Annotated in this window: 18 protein-coding genes; 9 read left to right on the plus strand and 9 right to left on the minus strand. The window is 63.3% G+C overall.

The window, feature by feature from the left end:
* Both AC0L3H_RS03005 and AC0L3H_RS03010 read left to right on the plus strand, forming a co-directional pair.
* The gene (locus AC0L3H_RS03005) at positions 1-1,056 is read left to right on the plus strand and encodes a substrate-binding domain-containing protein (RefSeq protein WP_473584455.1); all 1,056 of its coding nucleotides are present in this window, start codon (positions 1-3) and stop codon (positions 1,054-1,056) included.
* A gap of 351 nt (positions 1,057-1,407) precedes the next feature.
* Positions 1,408-1,569 carry a hypothetical protein gene (locus AC0L3H_RS03010; RefSeq protein WP_473584456.1) on the plus strand — a complete coding sequence of 54 codons (162 nt, stop codon included), beginning with the start codon at positions 1,408-1,410 and terminating at the stop codon, positions 1,567-1,569.
* 10 nt (positions 1,570-1,579) lie between these two features.
* Here AC0L3H_RS03010 and AC0L3H_RS03015 read toward each other — a convergent pair whose 3' ends face one another.
* Both AC0L3H_RS03015 and AC0L3H_RS03020 read right to left on the minus strand, forming a co-directional pair.
* Positions 1,580-3,634, minus strand: a complete 2,055-nt coding sequence (locus tag AC0L3H_RS03015) for a bifunctional aldolase/short-chain dehydrogenase (RefSeq protein ID WP_473584457.1) — start codon at positions 3,632-3,634, stop codon at positions 1,580-1,582.
* An 81-nt stretch (positions 3,635-3,715) separates the two neighbouring features.
* The gene (locus AC0L3H_RS03020) at positions 3,716-4,681 is read right to left on the minus strand and encodes a sugar-binding transcriptional regulator (RefSeq protein ID WP_473584458.1); all 966 of its coding nucleotides are present in this window, start codon (positions 4,679-4,681) and stop codon (positions 3,716-3,718) included.
* A 137-nt stretch (positions 4,682-4,818) separates the two neighbouring features.
* Between AC0L3H_RS03020 and AC0L3H_RS03025 the strand changes: the two genes are divergently transcribed.
* The 3 genes from AC0L3H_RS03025 to AC0L3H_RS03035 are packed head-to-tail and all read left to right on the plus strand — an operon-like array spanning position 4,819 to position 7,092.
* Positions 4,819-5,064 carry a type II toxin-antitoxin system ParD family antitoxin gene (locus AC0L3H_RS03025; RefSeq protein WP_077381476.1) on the plus strand — a complete coding sequence of 82 codons (246 nt, stop codon included), beginning with the start codon at positions 4,819-4,821 and terminating at the stop codon, positions 5,062-5,064.
* 2 nt (positions 5,065-5,066) lie between these two features.
* Complete coding sequence (locus AC0L3H_RS03030) at positions 5,067-5,396, plus strand: type II toxin-antitoxin system RelE/ParE family toxin (protein ID WP_473584459.1); 330 nt, start codon at positions 5,067-5,069, stop codon at positions 5,394-5,396.
* A 58-nt stretch (positions 5,397-5,454) separates the two neighbouring features.
* Positions 5,455-7,092 (plus strand): acyl-CoA synthetase, encoded by a 1,638-nt coding sequence (locus AC0L3H_RS03035; RefSeq protein WP_473584460.1) that lies wholly within the window; start codon positions 5,455-5,457, stop codon positions 7,090-7,092.
* 535 nt (positions 7,093-7,627) lie between these two features.
* On the opposite strand, the gene AC0L3H_RS03040 is transcribed toward AC0L3H_RS03035, so the two are convergent.
* Both AC0L3H_RS03040 and AC0L3H_RS03045 read right to left on the minus strand, forming a co-directional pair.
* A complete protein-coding gene (locus tag AC0L3H_RS03040) occupies positions 7,628-8,521 on the minus strand; it encodes a PhzF family phenazine biosynthesis protein (RefSeq protein ID WP_473584461.1) in 894 nt (297 codons plus the stop codon).
* A 70-nt stretch (positions 8,522-8,591) separates the two neighbouring features.
* The gene (locus AC0L3H_RS03045) at positions 8,592-8,945 is read right to left on the minus strand and encodes a VOC family protein (protein WP_473584462.1); all 354 of its coding nucleotides are present in this window, start codon (positions 8,943-8,945) and stop codon (positions 8,592-8,594) included.
* A 228-nt stretch (positions 8,946-9,173) separates the two neighbouring features.
* On the opposite strand from AC0L3H_RS03045, the gene AC0L3H_RS03050 reads away from it, so the two are divergent.
* The 4 genes from AC0L3H_RS03050 (at position 9,174) to AC0L3H_RS03065 (ending at position 16,260) form a co-directional block, all read left to right on the plus strand.
* On the plus strand, positions 9,174-9,782 hold the full coding sequence (locus AC0L3H_RS03050) for a TetR/AcrR family transcriptional regulator (protein WP_031255374.1): 609 nt from the start codon (positions 9,174-9,176) through the stop codon (positions 9,780-9,782).
* A 74-nt stretch (positions 9,783-9,856) separates the two neighbouring features.
* Complete coding sequence (locus AC0L3H_RS03055; protein WP_473584611.1) at positions 9,857-10,996, plus strand: efflux RND transporter periplasmic adaptor subunit; 1,140 nt, start codon at positions 9,857-9,859, stop codon at positions 10,994-10,996.
* 352 nt (positions 10,997-11,348) lie between these two features.
* Positions 11,349-14,510, plus strand: a complete 3,162-nt coding sequence (locus tag AC0L3H_RS03060; protein ID WP_473584463.1) for an efflux RND transporter permease subunit — start codon at positions 11,349-11,351, stop codon at positions 14,508-14,510.
* A 256-nt stretch (positions 14,511-14,766) separates the two neighbouring features.
* Positions 14,767-16,260, plus strand: a complete 1,494-nt coding sequence (locus AC0L3H_RS03065; protein WP_473584464.1) for an aldehyde dehydrogenase family protein — start codon at positions 14,767-14,769, stop codon at positions 16,258-16,260.
* A gap of 173 nt (positions 16,261-16,433) precedes the next feature.
* Here AC0L3H_RS03065 and AC0L3H_RS03070 read toward each other — a convergent pair whose 3' ends face one another.
* From AC0L3H_RS03070 to AC0L3H_RS03090, 5 genes are all read right to left on the minus strand, one after another.
* Positions 16,434-18,803 carry a DUF1989 domain-containing protein gene (locus AC0L3H_RS03070; RefSeq protein ID WP_473584465.1) on the minus strand — a complete coding sequence of 790 codons (2,370 nt, stop codon included), beginning with the start codon at positions 18,801-18,803 and terminating at the stop codon, positions 16,434-16,436.
* Between the two features lie 269 nt (positions 18,804-19,072).
* A complete protein-coding gene (locus AC0L3H_RS03075) occupies positions 19,073-19,702 on the minus strand; it encodes a sarcosine oxidase subunit gamma (RefSeq protein WP_473584466.1) in 630 nt (209 codons plus the stop codon).
* Positions 19,695-22,673 carry a sarcosine oxidase subunit alpha gene (locus tag AC0L3H_RS03080; protein ID WP_473584612.1) on the minus strand — a complete coding sequence of 993 codons (2,979 nt, stop codon included), beginning with the start codon at positions 22,671-22,673 and terminating at the stop codon, positions 19,695-19,697. The genes AC0L3H_RS03075 and AC0L3H_RS03080 overlap by 8 nt, the downstream gene beginning before the upstream one ends.
* A 229-nt stretch (positions 22,674-22,902) precedes the next feature.
* Complete coding sequence (locus tag AC0L3H_RS03085) at positions 22,903-23,175, minus strand: sarcosine oxidase subunit delta (RefSeq protein WP_473584467.1); 273 nt, start codon at positions 23,173-23,175, stop codon at positions 22,903-22,905.
* Between the two features lie 16 nt (positions 23,176-23,191).
* Positions 23,192-24,445 (minus strand): sarcosine oxidase subunit beta family protein, encoded by a 1,254-nt coding sequence (locus AC0L3H_RS03090; protein WP_473584468.1) that lies wholly within the window; start codon positions 24,443-24,445, stop codon positions 23,192-23,194.
* Positions 24,446-24,484 lie beyond the last annotated feature (39 nt).

Consider the following 24,484-nt stretch of genomic DNA (forward strand, 5'->3'; position numbering starts at 1 on the left):
ATGAAGATCACAAGAAGAGTTTTGGGGAAGGCAGCAATCGGGCTTGCCGGTGCTGCGCTGCTGATGCAGGTCCCGGCGATGGCGCAGGACAGGCCGGCGCCGTTCGACAAGCCCGGCGCCGTCAAGATCGCGCTGGTCCGCTATCTCTCGACCGGCGACTTCTTCCAGGCCTATCTGTCCGGTGTCGAAGCGCAGGCCAAGGCGCTTGGCGTCGATCTGCGCGTCCTCGACAGCCGTCAGGATGCCGCCCTTCAGGCGGACATGGTCGACCAGGCCATCGCGCTCGGCGTTCAGGGCATCATCATCCAGCACGGCTTGACGGAATCGATGAAGGAAGCCGCCCAGCGCGCGGTCGACGCCGGCATCAAGGTCGTCGCCTTCGACGTCAACCTCGAGAACCCCAAAATACCGCAGATCGAGCAGTCCGACCGCGACCTTGCACGCCTCGCTCTCGAGCAGGCAATCAAGGACAATGGCGAGGGCTGGAAGGCCGGCTACGTCTATGTCGCCGGCATCGCGCCGCTCGACCGCCGCAACGAGACCTGGGTCGAGTTCAAGAAGAAATATCCGGGCATCAAAGAGGCGGCGATGTTCGGCACGCTCGACAACCCGATCGCCAATTCCGTCGCCAACCAGGCCCGTTCGGTGCTGTCGGCCAACCCCGACATCAAGGTGATGTTCGCGCCCTTTGACGAATTCGCCAAGGGGGTGAAGATCGCCGTCGACGAGGCCGGCCTGTCACAGGACATCAAGATCTATTCGGCCGACATCTCGACCTCCGACATCGCCGCGATGCGCGAGCCCGACAGCGCCTGGGCGGCAACGGCTGCCACCAACCCGGCCGTCGTCGGCCAGGTTTCGGTGCGCGCGCTGGCGCAGCTTTTGGCCGGCGAAGACCCCGGCCAAAACGTCATCGTGCCGCCGACGCTGATCAGCCAGAAGGACCTGATCGACAAGGACATCAAGAACATGGAAGACCTCTCGGCCAAGCTGCCGCAGTTCGCCCATGCCGATGTCGCGATGCCGGCCTGGATGCCGAACCCCAACGCGAAGTAGGTTTATCACAGGTAAGTGGAAAGAGCGGCTCGCGGGTGGGTGGAATCACTTGGCGTCGCAGAAATGGGGCTAAAACAGATAGTTAGAGCGGGATGCCCAGTTCAATTTGAACGCATCCCGCTAGGTATCAATGCCTGCTGCGTCAGCCTCTCTGGTTTACAGCCAGTGTTCCGGATTGCGCATCCCGTGTACGATCGCCACGGGTCCTCCAACTGTGCAGCGGCTTTGCGAGCCGGCCGGCCTGCAGGCACTATCTCTGACGCTGGTGATTAGCCACAGGCCACCATGCCTTCGTCATCCCAGGGCGGAGCAGGAGCGAAGCGACGTCGCGCAGACCCTGGGATCCATTCCGTGACATCAGCCGAAGAATGCAACGGCCCAGAACGGCGCTTGCATCCGCAACGGTGGCAGTTACCCTTCACCATGACCGGCTATGCCTTTATGACCGCAAGCCAGAAGCGCGGCACGATCTACATCGGCGTCACCAATGATCTCGGCCGCCTCGGCGTTTGAGCGACATGCATTACCGCAGCGCTGCCGCGATGTTGCCGCCGTCCACCGTCGTCACATTGGCGGTGGTGCGCTCTGCCAGCGCCTGATGCAGGAAGGCCTGGGCGACGTCTTCGGCCGTCACTTCCTGCCCGAGCAGATTGCCCGCCATATATTCCTTTTCCGAGACCCCGCGGGCGCTCGAACGGCTGGCGATCATCGCGTCGGTCAACAGCCCGGAACGGATGCGGTCGGCGTTGACGGCATTGGAGCGGATGCCGTGGGCGCCGTAGTCGACAGCATATTGCCTGGACAGGAAAAGCGTCGCCGCCTTTGGCATGCCATAGGCGCCGAACTTCGGACCCGGATTGATCGCCTGCTTGGAGGTGTTGAACAAAAGCACGCCGCCGGTGCCCTGCTCGAGCATGATGCGCACTGCGTTCTGCGCCGCCGACTGGTGGGCGAAGAAATTGAGCTCGAAGCTCTTGCGCAAAGTGGCGTCGTCGAGTTCGCCGATCCTGCCTTCCCAGGCCGCGCCGGCATTCGAGACGAGGATGTCGAGGCCGCCGTAGACGGCAACGGCCTTGTCGAAGGCAGCGCGCATCTGCGCCGGGTCGGTGATGTCGGCGCCGACGCCGATCGAACCGTTGCCGGCCTTTTTTGCCGCCTCCGCCGCCCTCGCGGCGTCGAGATCGACGACGACCGCATGGGCGCCATTGTCGGCGAACAGCTTTGCCGTGGCGGCGCCGATCGCGCCGGCGCCGCCGGTGACCAGCACAATCTGGCCGGTCAGCGGCTTCGGCTTGTTGGCGGCGAGCTTGGCCTGTTCCAGCGACCAGTATTCGAGCGGGAAAAGGTCGGCCTTGGACAGTGGATGGAAATCGCCGATTGCTTCGGCGCCGCGCACCGCCTCGATCCACATCTCACCGACGTCGGAGGCAATCTTCGCGTCCTTCAGCGTGCGGCCATGGCCGAACATGCCGAGCCCCGGCACCAGCGTCAGGCGCGGCATCTGGTCGAGCATAGTGCGCTTCACATCGTCGAGCGCGTCGTTGGTCTCGAAGTAGGCGCGATAATCCCTGGCGAATTTTTCGACATGCTGGCGAATGACGGATTTGTAGTCGCCGATCTTGTCCGCGTCGGGCGCCGGCAGCGCCATCGGTCCGGTCTTGATGCGGATCGACAGGTCGGGCGTCGACACGCCGCGCCCGGCATAGTCGGCAATGTCAGCCGAATTGATGAAATCGACGATCGCGTCCGAGGTGCGGAAATCGCTGATCATGCGGTCGAAGCGGCCTTCGCCGCGCGCTACCGCCACCGCACCGCGCAGCATCGGGGCAATCTCCGCAGGCCTCGCCAGCCTGGCCGGCAAGGCAGCTTTTTCGCTGCGCGGCTTGCCGTGGCTGGCGATGAAATCCTCGGCGATATCAACATAATGGATCATCCGGTCGTAAGCCTGCCTGGCATCGTCGCCGAACGTGAAAATGCCATGCTTGTCGAGGATCAGGCCTTCGACCGTCGGGTCGGCGTCGAAGACATCGGCAGCCGCCTTCGCCAGGTCGAATCCCGGCATGATGTAGGGCACGAACCCCATCTTGTTGCCAAAAACCTTCTTGCTCAGCGCCTCGCTGTCGTCCTGGTCGACAATGGCCAGGATGGCGGTCGAGTGCGTATGGTCGACGAATTTATGCGGCAGGAAGGCGTGCAGCAGTGTCTCGACTGAAGGGTTGGGCGAAGACGGATCGATCAGGTTCACCCGCTGCAGCGTCACCATGTCTTCGTCGGAGAGTTTTTTGAGCGACCGCGCCTTGAGCAGCGCGCCGAGCTTGACCGCCGGCAGGCCCTGCGGCTCGATGATGCCCATGTCCCAGCCGCTGCCCTTGACGCAGAGCACGTCCCATTCCTCGCCGACGAGATCGATGGCCTTTGTCTTGCACGATGTGTTGCCGCCGCCATGCAGGACAAGCCGCGGTTCGCCGCCCAGAAGCCTGGTCGTGTAGACGCGCAGCGCCAGGTCGCGGGCCACACCCTTTGTTGCATAGTCGGCAACCAGCTTCTCCGCGTCGCCGTCATTCCACAGGTTCTTCATGTTCGCTTCGTCCGGTTGTTTTTGTTGTGAAACAGGAATGCCGCGACGCCTTGATGACAATGTGTCCGCGGCTTGTGTTCTCTAGGCGACCTTTTCTGCTGCCGGTCCGGCATGGTCGAGCAGTCGTCGCGCCATCCGGGCGCCGACCACCAGATGCGTGCATAGCCCACCTGCGATCGCCGCCACCAGCGGTCCGAACTTGCTGTCCTCCTGCACCACCACAAGACGCTTTTCAATCTTGCGCAGCGATGACAGCTCCGCCGAAATGATCCGCCTGTTGTAGCTGCAGTCGAGCGCCTTGCCTTGCGCGTCGATGATCTGACCGGCGATGACGCCGGCAGCCCCGGCACGACGCAGCACCTCCATTTCGCTGGCAGTCAGCGCGCCGCACTTGACGACATGGCTGTCGGCGTCGACGGTGCCGACCGAGTAAAGCGCCAGATTGCACGCACTGATGCCCGACAACTGCTCGCGGATCACCGGCTCGTCGCGCAGGCCGCGCGCCAGTTCCTCTGTCGTCAGCACCAGCGGCGCATAGAAATTGAGCCCCTTGGCATTGAGCCGGCGGGCGATTTCCATGGTGCATTGGTCGGGGCGGTAGGAATAGGGGGCTCCCAGATTGCCGCAGAGCTGCACCACCGTGACATCCTGCAGATCGGCATAGGACATGATGTCGGCGATCGTATAGATGGTCCTTCCCCAGGCGACGCCGATGCGATCGCCCTTCTTGATCAGCTCGAGAAAGACGCTGGCCGCCAGCACTGCGATGTCGGTCGACGGATCGGCGACATGGCCGTTTTCCGGCGCGATCCAGACGGCATCGAGCCTCAATGCGTCTTCGAGTTTGCGCGCCATGACATCGTCGGTGAAAAGCTGGGTCGAGGTCGAGATGTTGACGATGCCGGTCTCGCGCGCCTTGCGCAGATACATGGCGACCGAGGCTCGGGAAATCTTGAGCTGGCTGGCGACCTGGTCCTGGCGCAGGCCGTGGGCATAGTAGAGCCAGGCGGCCTTATGGATAAGCTGTTCTGCCGGTCGGATCGCCATGCCATCTCCTCGTTGACATTATTCACGGCTGTCGACAAAAGTCAAATTGTGGAATCCTGGTGAACTGCGGGTATTGTCGATGCCAGTGATTGCGCCATTTTTGTTATCGGGATAAAAACTGAACAGGAGGCCTGACAATGAACGTATCATTGGGTGAGCGCTGGGAAACTTTCGTGTCCAACATTGTCAAGCGGGGCCGCTACGGTTCTGCCAGCGAAGTCGTGCGCGAAGGCTTGCGCCTGGTCGAAGAACGCGAGGAAAAGCTAAAGGCGCTACGCGCCATGCTGGATAAGTCATTTGCTGACGACGGCGAAGCGACCGAGCAGGACATTGACGCGGCTGTGGAAGCCAAGGCTGAGCAACTCGCAAAGGAAGGCTTCTAGGAGTGCCACGGCTGCGTATGTTGCCGTCGGTACAGACAGATTTGGTCAATATCTTTGAATACGTCGCTCGCGAAAGCGGCAGCCTGGTGCTTGGCCGCCGTTTTGTGGATGCTCTGCGCCAGAAATGCCGTGATCTGGCGAGCTTGCAGGCGACAATCGGTCGTCCTCGCCCCGATCTCCGGCCGGACATCCGGAGTTTCGCCTTCCGGGGATACGTCATTTTCTTCCGCTATAATGGAGATTGCTTTGAGGTGGCGAACATCATCGAAGGGCATCGCGACATCAATGCGTTATGGTCAGAAGGCGAAGGCGGGCAGGGGCACCAGGAGTAGCTGAGGCGGCCTCGCTCGCCAGCGTCCCGAAGCGTTCGATAAACATGGGGAGGACGGGATGGGCAATCCCTACGAACAGGATCTCGGCAGGAATCCAGCCAACCACCAGCCGCTGACGCCGCTCAGCTATCTGGAGCGGGCGGCAAGGACCTTTCCCGACCATGTCGCCATCATCCATGGTCGCCAGCGCACGACCTATCGCGATTTCTGGCGGCGGTCGCTGAAGCTTGCTTCGGCGCTCTCCAGGCGCGGCATCGGCAAGGGCGACACCGTCACCGTCATGCTGTCCAATACCCCGCCGATGCTGGAAGCGCATTTCGGCGTGCCGATAACCAAGGCGGTGCTGCATTCGCTCAACACCCGTCTCGATGCCGCCGTCATCGCCTTCCAGCTCGACCATGCCGAAACCAAGGTGCTGGTCGTCGATCGCGAGTTTGCAAATGTCGTCAGCGAGGCGCTGGCGCTGGCCAGCGTAAAACCGCTGGTCATCGACTATGACGATCCCGAATACGCCACTGACGCGCCCTATCCCAAGGGCGAGCGGATCGGCTCGCTCGACTACGAGACCTTCGTCGCGGGCGGCGACGAGGATTTCGCCTGGTCGATGCCCGACGACGAATGGGACGCGATCTCGCTCAACTACACCTCCGGCACGACAGGCAATCCCAAGGGCGTCGTCTATCACCATCGCGGTGCAGCACTGATGGCCTATGCCAACACCATCCATGCCGGCATGGGCAAGCATGCTGTCTATCTGTGGACGCTGCCGATGTTCCACTGCAATGGCTGGTGCTTTCCGTGGACGCTGGCCGTGCAGGCCGGCACCCATGTCTGCCTGCGCTGGGTGCGACCGAAGCCGATCTATGACGCCATCGCCGACCACGGTGTCACCCATCTGTGCGGCGCGCCGGTGGTGATGTCGGTGCTGATCAACGCCAGCGACGAGGACAAGCGGCAATTTCCGCAGACGGTCACCTTCAACACCGCCGCGGCACCGCCGCCGGAAGCGGTGCTGTCGGGCATGGCCGATGCGGGTTTTGCCGTCACCCACCTCTATGGCCTGACCGAGACCTATGGCCCGGCGGTCGTCAACGAATGGCATGGCGAGTGGGATGGGCTGGAGAAGGGACAGAAGGCGGCGAGGAAGGCCAGGCAAGGCGTGCGCTACGCCGCGCTCGAGGATCTGACGGTGATGGATCCCGAGACGATGGAGGAGACGGCGGCCGATGGCGAGACGATCGGCGAGGTCATGTTCCGCGGAAACATCGTCATGAAGGGCTATCTGAAGAACCGCAAGGCGAGCGACGAGGCCTTCGCCGGCGGCTGGTTCCACTCGGGCGACCTCGGCGTCATGCATCCCGACGGCTACATCCAGCTCAAGGACCGCTCCAAGGACATCATCATTTCCGGCGGCGAGAACATCTCCTCGATCGAAGTCGAGGAGGCGCTCTACAAGCATACCGCCGTCGCCTCCTGCGGCGTCGTCGCCAGGCCCGACGACAAATGGGGCGAGGTGCCGGTCGCCTATGTCGAGCTGAAGCCGGGCAGGACGGCGACCGAGGCCGAGATCATCGATCACTGCCGCGCGCTGCTCGCCCGCTTCAAACTGCCGAAAGCGGTGATCTTCGCCGAAATCCCGAAGACCTCAACCGGCAAGATCCAGAAGTTCCGGCTGAGGGAGATGGTTAAGGGGTAGGTGGATTAGGCCGCCCCCTTCACTTCGTCATCCTAGGGCGGAGCAAGGAGCGAAGCGACGCGGCGCAGACCCTAGGATCCATGCCGTTACCCAAGCCGAAGAATGCAGCGGACCAGAACCGAGCGCCTACCACCCCCGTTCCGCGAAAAAGCTCGAACCCATTCTGGATTGGTCTTCTCGGTCAGCTCGATCTTCTAAGGCCAGCGCTTCAGCGACTTCTCGCGCTGGATGGTGTCGCAAATGTCGAAATGTTCGCCACACTTTTGGCTCGCGGTCATGGTGGCATAGCCGGTCATGGTGGAAGGTAGCTGGCACCGTCGCGGATACGAGCACCGTTCTGGGCCGCTGCATTCTTCGGCTGATGTCACGGAATGGATCCTAGGGTCTGCGCCGCGTCGCTTCGCTCCTTGCTTCGCCCTAGGATGACGAAGGCGTGGTGGCTTATGCCAATCGGCAGCGTTGGAGATTAGAGGTTGCAGGCCGGCCGGCAGCGACCGTCCACAGGGCTCGGAACCAAATCCTCGGTGCAGCGAAACTAGATCGAAAACGCCCCGCTCGCCACCACGATGCCGCGTCCAGACACGCTCACCGAGCCGGCATCGACATCCACCTCGATGATGCTGGTACGTCCGAGCGCCGTGCCTTGTTCGACCTTGATTACGCCGGGCTGCGCAACACCGTGTGCAACCAGATGTGCGGCGAGCGGACCAGCCGCCGTACCGGTTGCCGGATCCTCGGCAATGCCGACAGTCGGGTTGAAAAACCGTGCATACGCTGTGGTTCCCCGCTGTAGCGGATCAAGTGAGAAGACGTAACAGCCTTCCCCGCCGACCTCCTTGAGCAGGTCGAAAAGCTGTTTGGCGTCAGGCGAAATCCGGTCGACGGCTTGGCGATCGCGGATTGGCACCAGGAGATGGGCAGCACCGGTCGAGACCACCTGGCAAGGCACGAGGTCCGTTATTTCTTCAGTATTTAGGCCAAGTGCCGCGGCAAGGGCGCCAGGATTTGAGATCTGCCGGCCGGCCACTGGGGCTTCTTGCCGCATAATGATCTTTTCGAGCTTTCCCTGGCTTTGCCAGATGGCCAATGGATATACCAAGTCGCCGATCTGTTGGTGAAACCATGTCGGGCCATCGCCCAGCTCGAGCCGCCCGGCGGCAGCGAGCCACCACCAGGCCCCTAGCGTGTTGTGGCCGCCTGCGCCGAAAACCTCCACGCCTTTCGGCGTGAAAGAGCGCAATTTCCAATCGGCGTCCGCCCGGGTCGCCGGTAGGACAAAAGTGGTCTCGGACTGGTTGAACTCACGGGCAATGTTCTGCATCAGCTCGAGCGTCAACTCGTCACCGCCATCGACCACCGCGAGGGAATTGCCGGTCAGCGGCTCTACCGCGAAGACATCGACGAAATGAAATGGAATTGTTCTGCTCATGGTTTTTCCTCCGAGAACCGCAATTGGGCCCGTTCAGTTTGCAGAACAATCTCTACCGAAAGAACAATCTCTACCGAAGATGCGAGAGCACGTTGACCAGCTTGCCGGTCGGGTCGGCAATGAAGAAGCGTCTTACGCCCCACGGTTCGTCGGTCAAATCATAGACCACTCTGCAACCGATCTCGTTCGCGCGAAGATAAACCGCGTCGACATTGTCGACCTCGATCGACAGATCAGGCACCGGAGTGCCTGAGCCGCCCTGGCTGGCGATGCTGATCTGGGGGACGGTGGTTTCGCTGGACGCCAGCGTGACGAGCCAGCCGTGATCCATGACGGCATCGAGCCCGAACAAGTCGGTATAGAACTTCCGAACATCCGGAATGCTGTCTGTTGCGATGTTCGAGACGATGCGCAGCACGGTCATTCCATGTCTCCTTCACAGCTTGGCGTATCTCCACAGCTTCGATGATAACGCATTGCTGAGCTGCGGGGACCCGCAGCAGGCTTCGTTAACGCTGTTCACGCCCAGGTTGTATCAACGGATGTCGCCGGTCATCCAGAAAGGTTAACATCACCTGTTGACAGGCGCGCGATTTCGAATTACGAGTGACGAAATTCAAAATTCGTCACTCGTAAGAGCTAATGATACATGATGCATGACACCCTCGACACGACGGCTGATCTGGTCCGGCAGGAGAATGTCGCGCGCATCCTCGATTGCGCAGAGCGACTGTTCCGCCACTACGGCTACGGCAAGACCAATGTCGCCGACATAGCCCGTGAACTCGGCATGTCGACGGCCAATATCTACCGCTTCTTCGCCTCCAAGGTTGAGATCCACCAGGCGGTTTGCGGCCGTATGCTCGCTACCTGCTACCAACTGACCTACGACGCCTGCCATAGTCCCGGAACGGCCAGCGAAAGGCTGCGCCGCTACGTGCAAACGCATTATCAGTGGACCCGCGACACCATGCTCGACCAGGAGAAGGTGCACGAAATGGTCGTCGTCGCCATCGAGCGCGATTGGCATGTCATCGAGAAGCATATCGACAGGATCCGCGGCTTGGTCGAGGAGGTGATCCGCGAGGGAATCGCGGCCGGCGAGTTTGCCGACCAGGACCCGGAAGTCGCTTCGCGGTGTTTCGGCGCCGCTATCATCACCCTGTGTCACCCGCAGATGGTCGCCCAGTGCCTTGCCAAGAACAACCGGGCGATGCCGGACGAGCTTATCGAGTTTGCCATCAGGGCTTTGAAGAAATGACCGGCGGCGTCCGCCGGGCGTCGACAATCCATCTCCAGTTCGGGAGTACGCAAGTGTCTTTGTCCAAATCCATCATGAACAGGCTGCCGGCCATTGGTCCGGCTCTGGTCGTCGTCGCGGCGCTTGGACTCGCCGGTTGCTCGCAAGAAAAAGTGGAAGTCAAGGACATCGTCCGGCCGGTCAAGGTCGTCGAGATCGCTAAGGCGAACGATACCCGTGAGCTCTCCTACTCCGGATCGGTGCGCGCCCGCACCGAGATGAATCTCGGCTTCCGCATCAACGGCAAGATCACCGAGCGCCTGGTCGACATCGGCCAGCGCGTCAAGCCGGGCGACGTTCTGGCCCGCATCGATCCCGCCGACTACGACCTTTCGGTCAACAGCGCCGAGGCCAGCCTCGAGGCCGCCGAGCGGCAGGTCGAGACAACGGGCCTTGCCCGCCGTCGTGCCGAACAGCTGTTTGCCAAGAAGTTCTCCTCGAAATCACAGCTCGAACAGGCGACGCTCAGCTATGATCAGGCGGTCGCCACCCGCAATTCCGCCCGTTCAGCGCTTGACCAGGCGAAGAACCAGGTTCTCTACACCGACCTCAAGGCGGACAGGAATGGCATCGTCACGTCAGTCACCGCCGATGTCGGTCAGGTGGTCGGCTCCGGCACGCCGGTTGTGACCGTTGCCGTCGATGGCGAAAAGGAAGTGCTGATCGCCGTGCCGGAAACGGATATCGCCCAGTTCAAGCCGGGCAAGGACGTCAAGGCAAGCTTCTGGTCCGACGAAGCGCTGACGCTCGACGGCAAGGTCCGTGAAGTCGCCGGCAGCGCCGATCAGCAGTCGCGTACCTTTGCCGTTCGCGTCAGCCTGCCCAGCGATCCGCGCGTGCTTCTCGGCATGACCGCGAATATCGAGGCTTCGGCCGCCAACAACAGGCTGCAAAGCGTATCGATCCCGTTGAGCGCGCTGGCGCAAAAGGACGGCCAGCAGATCGTCTGGACCGTGGACCGCAACGGCGAGACCGTCCATGCGCGTCCGATCAAGGTCGCCGAGTTCACCTCCGACGGCGTGCATGTTGCCGAAGGATTGAAACCCGGCGATGTCGTCGTTGCGGCGGGCACGCAATTCATGACCGAAAATCTGAAGGTAAAGCTGGCCGGCGATGCGGTGCAACAGTCCGCATCGGCGGACGATGATGGCGACGCCGTCAAGCGCGTGCGCTGACGGCCAGGCATAAAACGGCTTTTCCTCGCATCGGCGCAAGCCGCGAGGTCAAGCGGTTCACGGTTTCCGGGCGGCAGGTGCCCGATTGTCAAGACGTCAGGTCGATGTACCCCCCCGACATCGATCCTGGCGCCCCACCGCGATGAGTGTCTCTCCGCTCGGAAAGCCTCGCCGCCCGGAAGCCTGGAGCATGATCCCGAAAAGTGGAATCCGGTTTTCGGAAAAGATCATGCTCGAACAGGAAAGATGGAGGCCCATCCCGATCCTATCGGGATGGAACAGGCTCCAGCATTAGAAGCTCCGTGGGCATGCCATGTGCGTGCGCTGACGATCAGACAGATGGACTGGCGCTATGACCACCGACACCACCGACACCAATGAAAAACGGCCCTTCAATCTTTCGCGCTGGGCGATCGGGCACCCGAGCATTGCGCGGTTCCTGTTCGGCCTGATCATCGTTGCCGGTGCGCTCGGCCTGATGCGCATGGGCCAGAAGGAAGATCCAGATTTCACCTTCCGCGTCATGGTCGTCCAGGCGGTCTGGCCCGGTGCCTCGATCCAGGAGATGGAGGACCAGGTCGTCAACAAGATCGAGCGCAAGCTGCAGGAAACGCCGCATCTCGATTTCGTCCGTTCCTATACGCGCGCCGGCAGCGCCATCATCACCTTGCAGGTGGAAGGCGACACCAATCCATCCCAGGTCGCGGATGCCTTTTACCAGGTACGCAAGAAGGTCGGCGATATCGCCAATGAGCTGCCCCAGGGGCTGCTTGGGCCTTACTTCAACGACGAATTCGGCGACACTTTCATCACCCTGCATTCGATCAGCGGCGATGGCTACAGCTATCCCGAGCTGAAGAAATTGGCCATCCAGGCGCGTGACATGCTTCTGACCACGCCCGGCGTCGAGAAGGCCGTGATCATCGGCGACCAGCCGGAAAAACTCTATATCGACGTTTCGTCCAAGGTGCTTGCCGAGCGCGGCCTGACACTCACCGATCTGCAGAACGCGATCAAGGGCCAGAACAATGTCGATCCGGCAGGCTCGGTCGACACCGGCCAGCGCTCTGTGCGCATCTCGGTCGAAGGCAGCGTGACGGAGGCAGCCGACATCCGCGAACTTCGCCTGCGCGCCGGCAACCAGGTGACGCGCCTCGGCGACATCGCAACCGTGACCACAGGTCTCGAGGATCCCTATCAGCGCAAATACCGCTTCAACGGCCGGGACAGCGTCCAGGTCGGCGTCGTCATGGCCAAGGGCTTCAACGTCACCGATGTCGGCAAGGAGGTCGAGGCGACCTATCACCGCTTCGAAGAGGCCTTGCCCTACGGCGTTTCGGTCGATCAGATCGCCGACCAGCCGGAAGTCGTGCGGGACGCGGTGAGCGAGTTCATGACGGCGCTCGGCGAGGCGCTGCTGATCGTGCTTGTCGTTTCGTTCCTGACGATCGGCTGGCGTTCGGGCCTGGTGATCGCAATCACCATTCCGCTCGTCCTGGCGGCCACCTTCGCCATCATGTACGAGATCGGCATCGATCTGCAGCGCATTTCGCTTGGCGCACTGATCATCGCGCTCGGCCTGCTTGTCGACGATGCGATGATCGTCGTCGAAATGATGGAACGCAAGCTCGAGGAAGGAATGGTCAAGATCGAGGCGGCGAGCTTCGCTTACACCTCGACGGCCTTCCCGATGCTGACCGGCACGCTGATCACCACCGCCGGCTTCATCCCGGTCGGCTTCGCGGCTTCGACGGCCGGCGAATATGTGCGCACGCTGTTCTACGTCGTCGGCATCGCGCTGGTCGTCTCCTGGTTCGTGGCGGTCTATTTCACGCCGTGGCTTGGTCATATGATCCTCAAGCAGCGAAAACACGCCGGCAGCCATCACGATGTCTTCGACACGCGCTTTTATCGCCGGCTTCGCGCCACCGTCAGCTGGTCCGTGCGCCACCGCATCATCGTGCTGGTCATGACGCTGGTGACCTTCGTCACCAGCCTGTGGGCGTTCCAGTTCATCCCGCAGAATTTCTTCCCGCAGTCGTCGCGTCCGGAAATCCTTGTCGACCTCTGGCTGCCGGAAGGCACCAGCATCAAGGAAGTCGAGACGCAGGCCAAGGCGCTCGAAACCAGGATGATGGACGACAAGGACAAGCGCTTCATCGCCACCTATATCGGCGAGGGCGCGCCGCGCTTCTTCCTGCCGCTCGACCAGCAGCTTCGCAATCCGAATTTTGCCCAGCTTCTGGTGATGGCCAATGACGAACCGGCCCGCGAACGGCTGATCGTCAAGCTGCGCACCATTCTGGCCGAGAATTTCCCGTCGGTCCGTGCCAAGGTCGACCGCCTGTTCCTCGGGCCACCCACTGGCTGGCCGGTGCAGATGCGCGTCATGGGCCCGGATCGCCAGGAGGTGCGCCGCATCGCCGACGAGGTGAAGGCGAAGTTCCAGGCAAATCCGCTGCTCGGCGCCGTCCACGACGACTGGCTGGAGCCGGTGCCGGAGATGAAGCTGGTGATCGACCAGGATCGCGCCCGTGCGCTCGGCGTCACCTCGCAGCGCATCCGCCAGATGCTGCAGGCGACCATGTCGGGAGCGCCGCTCGATGATTTCCGTGATGGCGAGGAGACGGTTTCGATCGTCGCCCGCGAGCCGGAGGCAAGCCGCCACCTGCTGTCGGCGGTCGACTCGATCTCTGTCCCGACGGATTTCGGTGGCTTCGTGCCGCTGTCGCAGGTCGCCAAGGTCGTCCCGGTGCTGGAGCAAGGTGTCGAATGGCGGCGCGACCGCCTGCCGACCATCAGCGTGCGCGCCACGCTGCCGGACGGCGTGCAGTCGAACGATGTCGTCATGAAGATGTACAGCGAGATGCAGGGTCTGCGCGACGGCCTGGCACCTGGCTACAACATCGAGATCCAGGGCGGCGCCGAGGATTCGGCCGAAAGCCAGGCCTCGATTGCTGCGAAAGCTCCAATCATGCTGGCCGTCATCGTCGTGCTGCTGATGATCCAGCTGCAGCATTTCGGCAAGGCGATGCTGGTGCTGGCGACCGGTCCGCTCGGCATCATCGGTGCTGCGGCGGCACTTTTGATCAGTGGCGCGCCGTTCGGCTTCGTCGCCATTCTCGGCGTCATCGCGCTGCTTGGCATCATCATGCGCAACTCGATCATCCTGGTCGACCAGATCGACCAGGACATCGCAGCCGGCATGGAACGCTCGGAGGCCATCATCGGCTCGGCAGTCCGCCGTTTCCGGCCGATCATGCTGACGGCGCTGACGGCGGTCCTGGCGCTGATCCCGATCTCGCGCGGCGTCTTCTGGGGTCCGCTCGCCTATGCCATGATGGGCGGCATCCTCGTTGCCACGGTGCTGACCATCCTCGTCCTTCCGGCAGGCTATGCCTTGTTCTTCGGCCGGGAGCGCAAGAAGGACGCGGCGCCGGCCGCCGAGCCGGCCGCCGAGCCGAAACTGGCGGAAAACGATGACCAGCCGCAACTGCCCCTGGCGGCCGAATAGGGTCGAGGCAATCGCGCAGGTTGGCGCCGCCCCTCATCTGGCTGCCGCCATCTTCTCCCCGTATAGTGACGGGGAGAAGGACGCCTTCGCAAAGGATTTCGCCAATCTCCAGCGCTGCAAAAAAAGCGCCGAGCGTGCGGCCAGCCCCTTCTCCCCGTCACTATACGGGGAGAAGTGCCCGGCAGGGCGATGAGGGGCGGCGCCGAGATCGACAATTAATCTCAAGTGAGGCTACCGCGCGCCGGAGGAGGACGTCATGACCATAGCTCAGGCACCGGTGGCGCTGCGCCGGCCGATCGACGGACGCCACCGCAAGATGTTCGTCGATGGGGCCTGGGTCGACGCCCGCTCGGGCAGGACCATGGAGACCCGCAATCCGGCCACCGGCGCGGTCATTGCCACGGTGCCGCGCAGCGACCGCCAGGACATCGAGCTGGCGGTGGCCGCAGCGCGCAGGGCCTTCGACGGGCCGTGGAGCCGGTGCAAGCCCTATGAGCGGCAGGTGCTGCTGCTCAGGATCGCCGATCTCTTCGAAAAGCACTGGGAGGAGATCAGCCGCTCGGACACCACCGACATGGGCATGCCGATCGTGCGCACCCTGGCCAACCGCAACCGCGTCATCGGCATGCTGCGCTATTACGCCGGCATGGCGACGTCCCTGCACGGCGAGACGATCGAGAACTCGCTGCCGGGCGAAATCGTCTCCTTCACGCGAAAGGAGCCGGTCGGCGTCGTCGGCGCCATCATCCCGTGGAACGCACCGACGGCGGCTTCGATCTGGAAGATCGGACCGGCGCTGGCGACCGGCTGCACGGTGGTGCTGAAACCATCGGAAGAGGCGCCGCTGACGCCGCTTCTGATCGCCGACATCATGAACGAGGCCGGCGTTCCCCCAGGCGTCGTCAACATCGTGACCGGCACCGGCGTCGAGGCAGGCGCCGCCCTTGCCGAGCATATGGGTGTCGACAAGATCGTCTTCACCGGCTCGACGGCAACCGGCCAGTCGATCGTCCGCGCCTCGGCCGGCAACCTCAAGCGCGTCTCGCTGGAGCTTGGCGGCAAGTCGCCGGTCATCGTCTGCGCCGACGCCGATCTCGACAAGGCGGTGCCGGTGGCGGCGATGTCGGTATTCGCCAATTCCGGCCAGATCTGCATCGCCGGCTCGCGCCTGTTCGTCGAACGCTCCGTCCATGATGAATTCGTCGAGCGGCTGGCGGCCTATGCCAAGGGTCTCAGGATCGGCGACGGCATCGACCCGGCGACCGAGATCGGCCCGCTCGTCTCCGAAAAGCAGCTGCAACGGGTCGCCTCGTATCTCCAGGCCGGCGCGGCGGAGGGCGCGACCCTCGTCACCGGCGGTCAACGCCTCATGGAAGGTGCCCTGGCCGCCGGCAATTTCGTCGCGCCGACCGTCTTTGCCGATGTCTCGGACGACATGAGGATCGCGCGCGAGGAGATCTTCGGGCCGGTGATTTCGGCGCTGCCGTTCGATACGCTCGATGAGGCGGTCGAGCGTGCCAACAACACGCCCTACGGTCTTGCCGCCGGGGTCTTCACCCGCAATGTCTCCACCGCCCACCAGCTGTCGCGAAAAATCCGCGCCGGCTCAGTCTGGGTGAACACCTATCACGCCATCGATCCGGCCGTGCCCTTCGGCGGCTACAAGATGAGCGGCTACGGCCGCGAGGGCGGTGCCGAGCACCTCGACGAGTATCTCAACACCAAGGGCGTGTTCATCAAGATCGATTGAAAACGCGGCTCTCCCTTCTCCCCTTGTGGGAGAAGGTGGCCTCGCGAAGCGAGGTCGGATGAGGGGTGTTCCAGCTTGGCACGGACGGCACTCCGGCCAACCCCCCTCTTCCGTCTTGGCGCTGCGCGCCAATCCACCTTCTCCCACAAGGGGAGAAGGCAAGGATGCAGCCGTCAGGAGCGCGGTCTGGTCTTTTGCGGATCGTAGTGGGCGAAGGCGACGACGCGCGCCGGCAGCCGCTTGCTGTGGCCGTCGAGCTTGCCGATCTCGACCTCGGTGCCGATCGCGGCATGGGTGACGTCAAGCCTGGCCAGCGCGATGGTCTTGTTGAGCAGCGGCGAGCGCATGGCGGAAGTGACCTCGCCGATCTGGGCGCGGCCGACATGGACGCAATCGCCATGCCCGACCGCGACATTGGCGTCGATGTCGAGGCCGACCAGTTTCCTCTGCGGGTTTTCCTTGCGCCGGATCAACGCCTCGCGGCCGATGAAATCGTCGGTCTTGCTCTTCAGCGGCACGGTGAAGCCGATGCCGGCCTCGAACGGATCGGTCTGGTCGGAAAATTCGTGAGCAGCAAAGATTAGCCCGGACTCGATGCGCACCATGTCGAGTGCCTGTAGCCCCATCGGCTTCAAGCCATGCGGCTGGCCGGCCGCCCAGATGGCGTCGAACACCTTTTCGGCGTCGCGCGGGTGGCACCAGATCTCGTAGCCGAGCTCGCCGGTATAGCCGGTGCGCGAAACGACGATTGGAATGCCGTTGCCGCCGCCGATGCGGGCGACGGCGAAACGGAACCATTCGAGCTCCTCGATCGCCGGCTGCAGCGGGGAAGTCCAGATGATCTCCTTCAGGATGTCGCGGCTCTTCGGTCCCTGCACGGCGACATTGTGCATCTGGTCGGTCGACGAGCGCACCAGCACGTTGAGGCCGAGGCTCGTCGCAGTGTCGCGCAGCCATTCGCCGGACAGATCGTCGCCGCCGACCCAGCGGAAATTGTCCTTGCCGAGCCTGAGCAGCGTGCCGTCGTCGATCATGCCGCCATGCTCGTAGCACATGGCGGAATAGACGACCTGGCCGACGCCGAGTTTTTTCACGTCGCGGGTCAGCGTGTATTGCAGCAGCGCCTCCGAATCCGGGCCGGTGACCTCGAACTTGCGCAGCGGCGACAGGTCCATGATGACGGCGGCCTGCCGGCAGGCCCAGTATTCGTCGATAGGGCCCTCTTTTGCGAAGGAATTGGCCAGCCAATAACCCCTGTACTCGACGAAGTTGCGGGTGTGCTTGGCAAAGCTCGAATGAAATGATGTCTCGCGGGTCATTTTCGGTTCCGAATCGGGCGTCATGCGTCTCGCGATCGCTCGCGAGAATTTATGCTTACCGGAATAGGTCCGCACATGGATGTCGGTCAGGTTCCAGCCATTGGCCGGCGTCGTGTCGTCGGGACAGGCGGACGACACGCAAACGATGTCGGTAAGTGCCCGCAGCAGCACATAGTCGCCCGGCCGCGACCATGGCTCGTCCGACACCATGACGCCATGCGCGTCGATCGCCGTGTTGAAGAAGAAGTTGATCGCCATCCAGCCCGCGCGCGGGGTGACGCCCTCGTCGGCGAGCGCGCGGTTGAAATTCTCCGAGCAGTTGGGATGACCGGGATAGCCGATGTCGTCGTAATATTTGGCGGCGCAAGCGAGCGCGAACGCATCGTGCCGGCCGCAGGTGTCCTGCACCACCTCGACCAGCGGCTCCATGTCCTGGTCGTAATATTTCGAATGCAGGCCGGGCATCGGATAGCTCGAACCCATCAGCGTGCGGGTCGTCGTCACGTCGAGCGGATGGTCGCGTCCCTTGTCGAGCTTGCGCGCCGAAAAGCACTGGAAGTCGGTGCATTGGCGCCCGTCGACATCGATGATCTGCAGATAGTCACCCGCCTTGACGAAGTAGGCTTCCGCGGTCGCCGAATGGACGCGCAAATCGAGCACCGGGTCGGCCAGCGGATCGCCAAGCCTGGACTTCGCCGCCGGATGGATCGTGGCACGGCGCACGATGACGCTGAGCGGCGTTGCCGTGTCGTGGCCGTCGACCGGCATCGGCCCGCCCGGGGCGGCGATCAGCATCGAGCCATTGCGGGCAACGGCAAAACCCTGTTCGGTGCCGGCAGCGGTGGCGCCGCCGAAGACACGAACCGCCTTTGCCTGGTCGAGTTGCACCTGGCGTCGCTCGAGCCCCTGGCGCAAGAACGCGAGGCTGTCGTCGCCATCGGCCAGCAGCGCCTTGATGCCGGCGGCATTGCTGTTCGATTTCTCGCCGAAAATGCCGGCATCAGGCACGCCGCTCTTGTCCCATGCCAGCAACTCGCAAGCCTGGCCGCCTTCTACGTTGCGTACGCTGACGGTATCGCCGGCCTCGACGTCGATGAGCACCGCACCATTGCCTTGGACGGAATAGCGCTCCATGCCGGCGGGCAGCGCCTTCTGGCCGGGCCGCAGGATCAGGCTCGGTCGTGGCGGTCCGGCGGCGACGGCGGGGTAGGGCGACTGGCTCATCTCGACCCGGGTCTCAAGAAACAAGTTTGCCTGTACGTAAAATTATTTTCGCAGCAAGAATAGCAGTGCGTGTCGGTTTGGCAAGGCGAAGGTGGTGCGCGGCGCCTCTTCCTTCTCCCCTTGTGGGAGAAGGTGGATCGGCGCGTAGCGCCGAGACGGAAGAGGGGTGTTGGACGGAATGCTGTCGGTGTCAAGCTGGAACACCCCTCATCCGACCTAGCTTCGCGAGGCCACCTTCTCCCACAAGGGGAGAAGGGAAGAGACAACCGCTACCCCAACTCCCCTGAATACCCGATGTCGACGCCATACTCGGCGGCTGCGTCGAGCATCGTGTGCCACAGGCTTTCGGCGAAACTTGCAAACACCAGAAGGTTGAACATCGGCTGCCCGTCCGGCCGGTCATTGCCACGCCAGAGATTGACGCCGGTGTGGTCGATCGATGTGGCGGCAGCGGCGTCGATCGGAAACGCCGCCGGGTGCAGATCGAGCGACGACAATTTCGCCAGCATGGCGCGCGCCTTGGCTCCCGAGACGCTGATCAGGGCGCGCGCATGCGACTGGTCCGACAGCGAGGCGGACTGCGAGAACGCCTGGCTCAAAATGTCGATCGTGTGCTTGCCGCTCTTGGACAGGACGAGGAACTGATCCGGTCCCGACCAGATGAGCGTCACGTCCGAAGCGCTGACGGCCTTCGGCAGATCCGGAGCCGCCATGCCGAAACGGGCTTTGGCGGCGTTTGCCAGTTCCGCCCCTTTGCCGCGCCGCGCCATCACCTGGATCAGGTCGAAATTGCGAACTTCAGTGAGGGAAATGCACGGCGCGACGTCGCGCGCGCCATGGGCGCCTACGACAAGTGCGTGCTTCAGCGGACTGCGAGAAAGCCACGAAAACTCAGCCACGCTGGCGCCCTCCATCCGGATCGTAGAAGACGGGATTGCACAGCTCGACGTCATAGTCTTCACCTCTCAGCGGATCGTGCGCATGGACGATCTCGCCGATGCGCTCGCGGCCGCGCTCGACAAGCGCCAGCCCGATCCACTGGTCAAGCGTCGGCGAGAAACAGACCGAGGTGACATAGCCCTGGTCGTTGGCAGAACCCGGTATCTCGCCTTTCGGAATGACATGCGCGCCGGAGCGCAGGCGGCGCGCTCTGTCCGTCGGCTTGATGCCGACCACGACCTGCCGATCCGGTGCGACCAGCGCCTCGCGTCCGGCCATGACGCGGCCGACAAAATCCTTTTTGGTCGACATCATCTTGCCCAAGCCGAGATCGGCCGCGGTCGTCGTGCCGTTCAGTTCCGGCCCTGCAACATGGCCCTTTTCGATGCGCATGACGCCGAGCGCCTCGGTGCCATAGGGCGTGACGCCGAATTGTTTGCCGGCTAGCATCAGGTTGCGCACCAGCGCGTCGCCGTAGCGGGCCGGAACGGAAATCTCGAACGCCATCTCGCCGGAGAACGAAATGCGGAACAGCCGCGCCCTGATGCCGCCGCGAAGCGCGACTTGCCGCGCGCCCATGAACGGAAAGCCCTCGTTCGACAAATCCTCGGCCGGGTCGACCATTTCGCGAAGCAGGTCCCGGGTTTTCGGCCCGGCGATCGAGAATTGCGCCCACTGGTCGGAGACTGACGTGAGTTGCACGTCGAATTGAGGAAACAGCACCTGCCGGCAGAATTCGAGATGCTGCATCACCGGCCCGGCCTTGGCAGTCGTGGTGGTCAGGAGATAGTGGTCATCGGCCAGCCGCGACGTGGTGCCGTCGTCATAGACCAGGCCGTCCTCGCGCAGCATCAGCCCATAGCGAGCTTTTCCCACAGCAAGATTGGAGAAGGTGTTGATGTAGACGCGGTCGAGGAAGGCGCCGGCATCCGGTCCGTGCACGTCGATCTTGCCGAGCGTCGAGACGTCGCAAAAGCCGACGCCGGAGCGTACCGCCTTGACCTCGCGGATGACCGTTTCCAGCCAGTCCTTCTCGCCGGCGCGCGGATACCATTGCGCCCGCTTCCACAAGCCGGTGTCGATGAACACCGCGCCCTGTTCGGCTGCCCAGTGATGCGACGGCGTCAGCCTTGTCGCGTGGAAGTTTTCGTCGCGATGATGGCCGGCAAAGGCGCCGATGGCGACCGGCACATAGGGCGGCCGGTAGATCGTCGTGCCGGTCTCGGGAATGGATTTGCCTGATATCGCCGCCATGATGGCGAGGCCGGCGACATTCGAGGTCTTGCCCTGGTCGGTCGCCATGCCGAGCGTCGTATAGCGCTTCAGATGCTCGACCGATTCAAAGCCTTCGCGCTGCGCCAGCTCGATGTCGGCAGCGGTGACGTCATGCTGGTAGTCGACAAAGGCTTTGCCTTTGCCGGCAACATGCCAGAGCGGGGTCAGCGAAAACGCTTCGTCGTCGGCGACTGGCGGCGTGCCGGCACTGCCGCTGTGCCCGGCGCTCTGCGCCGCCGCCGCACCGGCGGCAAACCCCTGGCGCAGGCAGGCGCCGAGCCCAAAAGCGCCGTTGGCGGCACCGGCGGCCACCATGCCGGGAGGCGCGCCGTCCGGCACGAAGGCCGATATGTCGTCCTGCCATTGCGGCCGGCCGCGATGGCAGGAGGTCAGCCCGACCGCCGGGTTCCAGCCACCGGAAACGGCAAGCCCGTCGGCTTCGACCTCGGCGCGTGCGCCGCCTGCCAGAGATATCGAGATTTTCCTGACACCGCCCTTGCCGCCGTCCACCCCGCTGACGAAACCGTTCAAAATGGCAAAGCCGGTTTTGGCGGCAAGCGCGCGACGCGCGGCCGATACGTCCGGACGCGCATCGACGACGGCAGCGATCTGCAATCCGGCGTCGAGTGCCGCCTCGACCGTGCGCCAGCCATCCTCATTGTTGGTGAACAGCGCAATCCGCTTCGCCGGGGTTGCCGCATAGCGCGCGATATAGCTCCGCATTGCCGAAGCCATCATCACGCCGGGCGTGTCATTGCCGGCAAAGACGATCGGCCGTTCGATGGCGCCGGCGGCAACAATCGAGCGCTTTGCCACGATCCGCCACAGCCGCTGGCGCACCTGATGCTCCGGCGGCGAGGGCAGGTGATCGTTGACCCGTTCGATGGCGCCATAAGTCCCGCCGTCATAGACGCCGAACAGTGTCGTGCGGTTTATGATGCGGACATCGGGCAGTGAGGCGAGTTCGGCCAGCGTGCGCGAAATCCATTCGGCTGCGGGCACCCCGTCGATCGTACCGCCGTCGGCAAGCAGGCGGCCGCCAAGCGCAAAATCTTCCTCGCACAGGATGACGCGGGCACCAGATCGGCCGGCGGCAAGTGCTGCCGCCAGCCCGGCTGGGCCGGAACCAGCGATCAGCACGTCGCAATGCGCCCACGTCTTGTCGTAATGATCAGGATCGGCAACGCCCGCGGCGCGGCCGAGACCAGCGGCGCGGCGGATCGCCGGCTCGTAGACTGCTTCCCAGAATTTTGCCGGCCACATGAAGGTCTTGTAGTAGAAGCCGGCGACGAACATCGGTGAGAACAGCTGGTTGACCGCCATCAGATCGTGGCGCAGCGACGGCCAGCGGTTCTGGCTGGCGGCTTCCAGACCGTCATAAAGTTCGGCGGTGGTCGCCTTGGTGTTGGGCTCACGCCGGGCTCCGGTGCGCAGCTCGACAAGTGCGTTGGGTTCTTCCGAGCCCGCGGTCAGGATGCCGCGCGGCCGGTGGTACTTGAACGAGCGGCCGACCAGCTTGACGCCATTGGCGATCAGCGCCGAGGCCAGCGTGTCGCCCTGGAAGCCGGCAAAGGTTTTGCCGTCGAAGCGAAAGTTCAGCAGCAACGAGCGGTCGATGAGACCGCCCGATGCGAGACGACGGGGCTGGCTGGTGATCACGGTTGCCGGCCCCCATGCACGAGCGTCGCGCTGCCCCTCATCGCCCTGCCGGGCACTTCTCCCCGTATAGTGACGGGGAGAAGGACGCCTTCACTGAGGGTTTCGCCAATCTCCAGCGTAGCAGGAAGGGCGCCGAGGTTGCGGCCATCTCCCTTCTCCCCGTCACTATACGGGGAGAAGGTGCCGGCAGGCGGATGAGGGGCGGCGCTGAGTTGGCTAAGAATACTCATTTTGCCTGCCTCGCCCCGACTCCCGCCGCCGGCTCGACCGAGGAAATCTCGTGTGTCAGCGTGTTGCGGATGATCTTCAGCCAGGCCCGGCAGCCGCCGCCATGATACCAATGTTCGCTCGTCTCGCCGGCAATGTTGTCGCGCAGATAGACGTAGTCGAACACCTCGTCTTCCGAGGCGCCGGCTGCCGGCCGCAGCGGCTTGGCGTCGCCGAGACAGGTGAACTCGCCGAGTTCGCGTTGGCCGCAGAAGGGACAGACAATACGCATGCTTTTCGGGCCGTCCTCAGTGCAGGTTCGGTTGGGCGCCGACGCCCTTTTCATCGATGACAGCGCCCCGCCGGAACCGGTCGAGACGGAAGCGCGCCGCCTCCTTGTGCAGTTCGTCGCGGGCCAGAAGATGGGCAAAGACAAGGCCGGAGCCGGGCGTCGCCTTGAAGCCGCCATAGCACCAGCCGGCATTGAGATGGAGCCCGTCCACGGGCGTCTTGTCGATGATCGGCGAGCCGTCCATCGACATGTCCATGATGCCGCCCCATTGGCGCAACAGGCGCACGCGACCGATCATCGGCATCAGCGCCATGCCGCCCTCGCAGACGTCTTCCATCACAGGCATGTTGCCGCGCTGGGCATAGGAATTGTAGCCGTCTATATCGCCGCCGAAGACCAGCCCGCCCTTGTCCGACTGGCTGACATAGAAATGGCCGGCGCCGAAGGTCATGACATTGGGTATCAGCGGCTTGATCGCCTCGGAAACGAAGGCCTGCAGCACATGGCTCTCGATCGGCAGCCGCAGGCCAGCCATCGCCGCGACGCGCGACGAACTGCCGGCGACGGCCATGCCGACCTTGCCGGCGCCGATTGTGCCGCGCGATGTCTCGACGCCGGTCACCTTGCCGTTGGCGTCGCGCCCAAAGCCGGTCACCTCGCAGTTCTGGATGATGTCGACGCCGAGCGCGCTCGCCGCATGGGCGTAGCCCCAGACCACGGCGTCGTGGCGTGCTGTGCCGCCGCGCCGCTGCAGCAGGCCGCCTTGCACGGGAAAGCGGGCATTGTCGAAGTTCAGGAACGGCATCATCTTCTTGACCGCCGCAAGATTGAGCAGTTCGGCATCGATGCCGTTGATGCGCATCGTGTTGCCGCGCCGCGCATAGGCGTCACGCTGCGCATCGGAATGGTAAAGGTTGATGACGCCGCGCTGGCTGACCATCGTGTTGTAGTTGAGGTCCTGCTCCATCCGCTCCCACAGCTTCATCGACAGCTCGTAGAAGCCGGTATTGCCGGGCAGCCCGTAATTGGAGCGGATGATGGTGGTGTTGCGGCCGGCATTGCCGGAGCCGATCCAGCCCTTTTCGAGCACGGCGACATTCCTGATGCCGTATTCGCTGGCGAGGAACCATGCCGTCGCCAGGCCGTGGCCGCCGCCACCGATGATCACCACGTCGTAGCGGTCCTTCGGGCTGGCGTCGCGCCAGGTGCGCTGCCAATTCTTGTGACCGGAAAATGCCGCACGGGCGAGGGAGAAGATCGAGTATTTCATGACTCTATTCCGAGGTCGCTCGCGCCGCGCAGGACCATT

The organism is Mesorhizobium sp. WSM4816, from assembly GCF_055811535.1.

Bases quoted from the DNA above. Each gene is read 5' to 3' on its own strand.
- AC0L3H_RS03050 (WP_031255374.1), top strand. From the start codon at position 9,174: ATGCATGACACCCTCGACACGACGGCTGATCTGGTCCGGCAGGAGAAT.
- AC0L3H_RS03065 (WP_473584464.1), top strand. From the start codon at position 14,767: ATGACCATAGCTCAGGCACCGGTGGCGCTGCGCCGGCCGATCGACGGA.
- AC0L3H_RS03070 (WP_473584465.1), bottom strand. From the start codon at position 18,803: ATGAGCCAGTCGCCCTACCCCGCCGTCGCCGCCGGACCGCCACGACCG.
- AC0L3H_RS03090 (WP_473584468.1), bottom strand. From the start codon at position 24,445: ATGAAATACTCGATCTTCTCCCTCGCCCGTGCGGCATTTTCCGGTCAC.
- AC0L3H_RS03020 (WP_473584458.1), bottom strand. From the start codon at position 4,681: ATGGCGATCCGACCGGCAGAACAGCTTATCCATAAGGCCGCCTGGCTC.
- AC0L3H_RS03040 (WP_473584461.1), bottom strand. From the start codon at position 8,521: ATGAGCAGAACAATTCCATTTCATTTCGTCGATGTCTTCGCGGTAGAG.
- AC0L3H_RS03035 (WP_473584460.1), top strand. From the start codon at position 5,455: ATGGGCAATCCCTACGAACAGGATCTCGGCAGGAATCCAGCCAACCAC.
- AC0L3H_RS03015 (WP_473584457.1), bottom strand. From the start codon at position 3,634: ATGAAGAACCTGTGGAATGACGGCGACGCGGAGAAGCTGGTTGCCGAC.
- AC0L3H_RS03085 (WP_473584467.1), bottom strand. From the start codon at position 23,175: ATGCGTATTGTCTGTCCCTTCTGCGGCCAACGCGAACTCGGCGAGTTC.
- AC0L3H_RS03025 (WP_077381476.1), top strand. From the start codon at position 4,819: ATGAACGTATCATTGGGTGAGCGCTGGGAAACTTTCGTGTCCAACATT.
- AC0L3H_RS03045 (WP_473584462.1), bottom strand. From the start codon at position 8,945: ATGACCGTGCTGCGCATCGTCTCGAACATCGCAACAGACAGCATTCCG.
- AC0L3H_RS03060 (WP_473584463.1), top strand. From the start codon at position 11,349: ATGACCACCGACACCACCGACACCAATGAAAAACGGCCCTTCAATCTT.
- AC0L3H_RS03055 (WP_473584611.1), top strand. From the start codon at position 9,857: ATGAACAGGCTGCCGGCCATTGGTCCGGCTCTGGTCGTCGTCGCGGCG.
- AC0L3H_RS03005 (WP_473584455.1), top strand. From the start codon at position 1: ATGAAGATCACAAGAAGAGTTTTGGGGAAGGCAGCAATCGGGCTTGCC.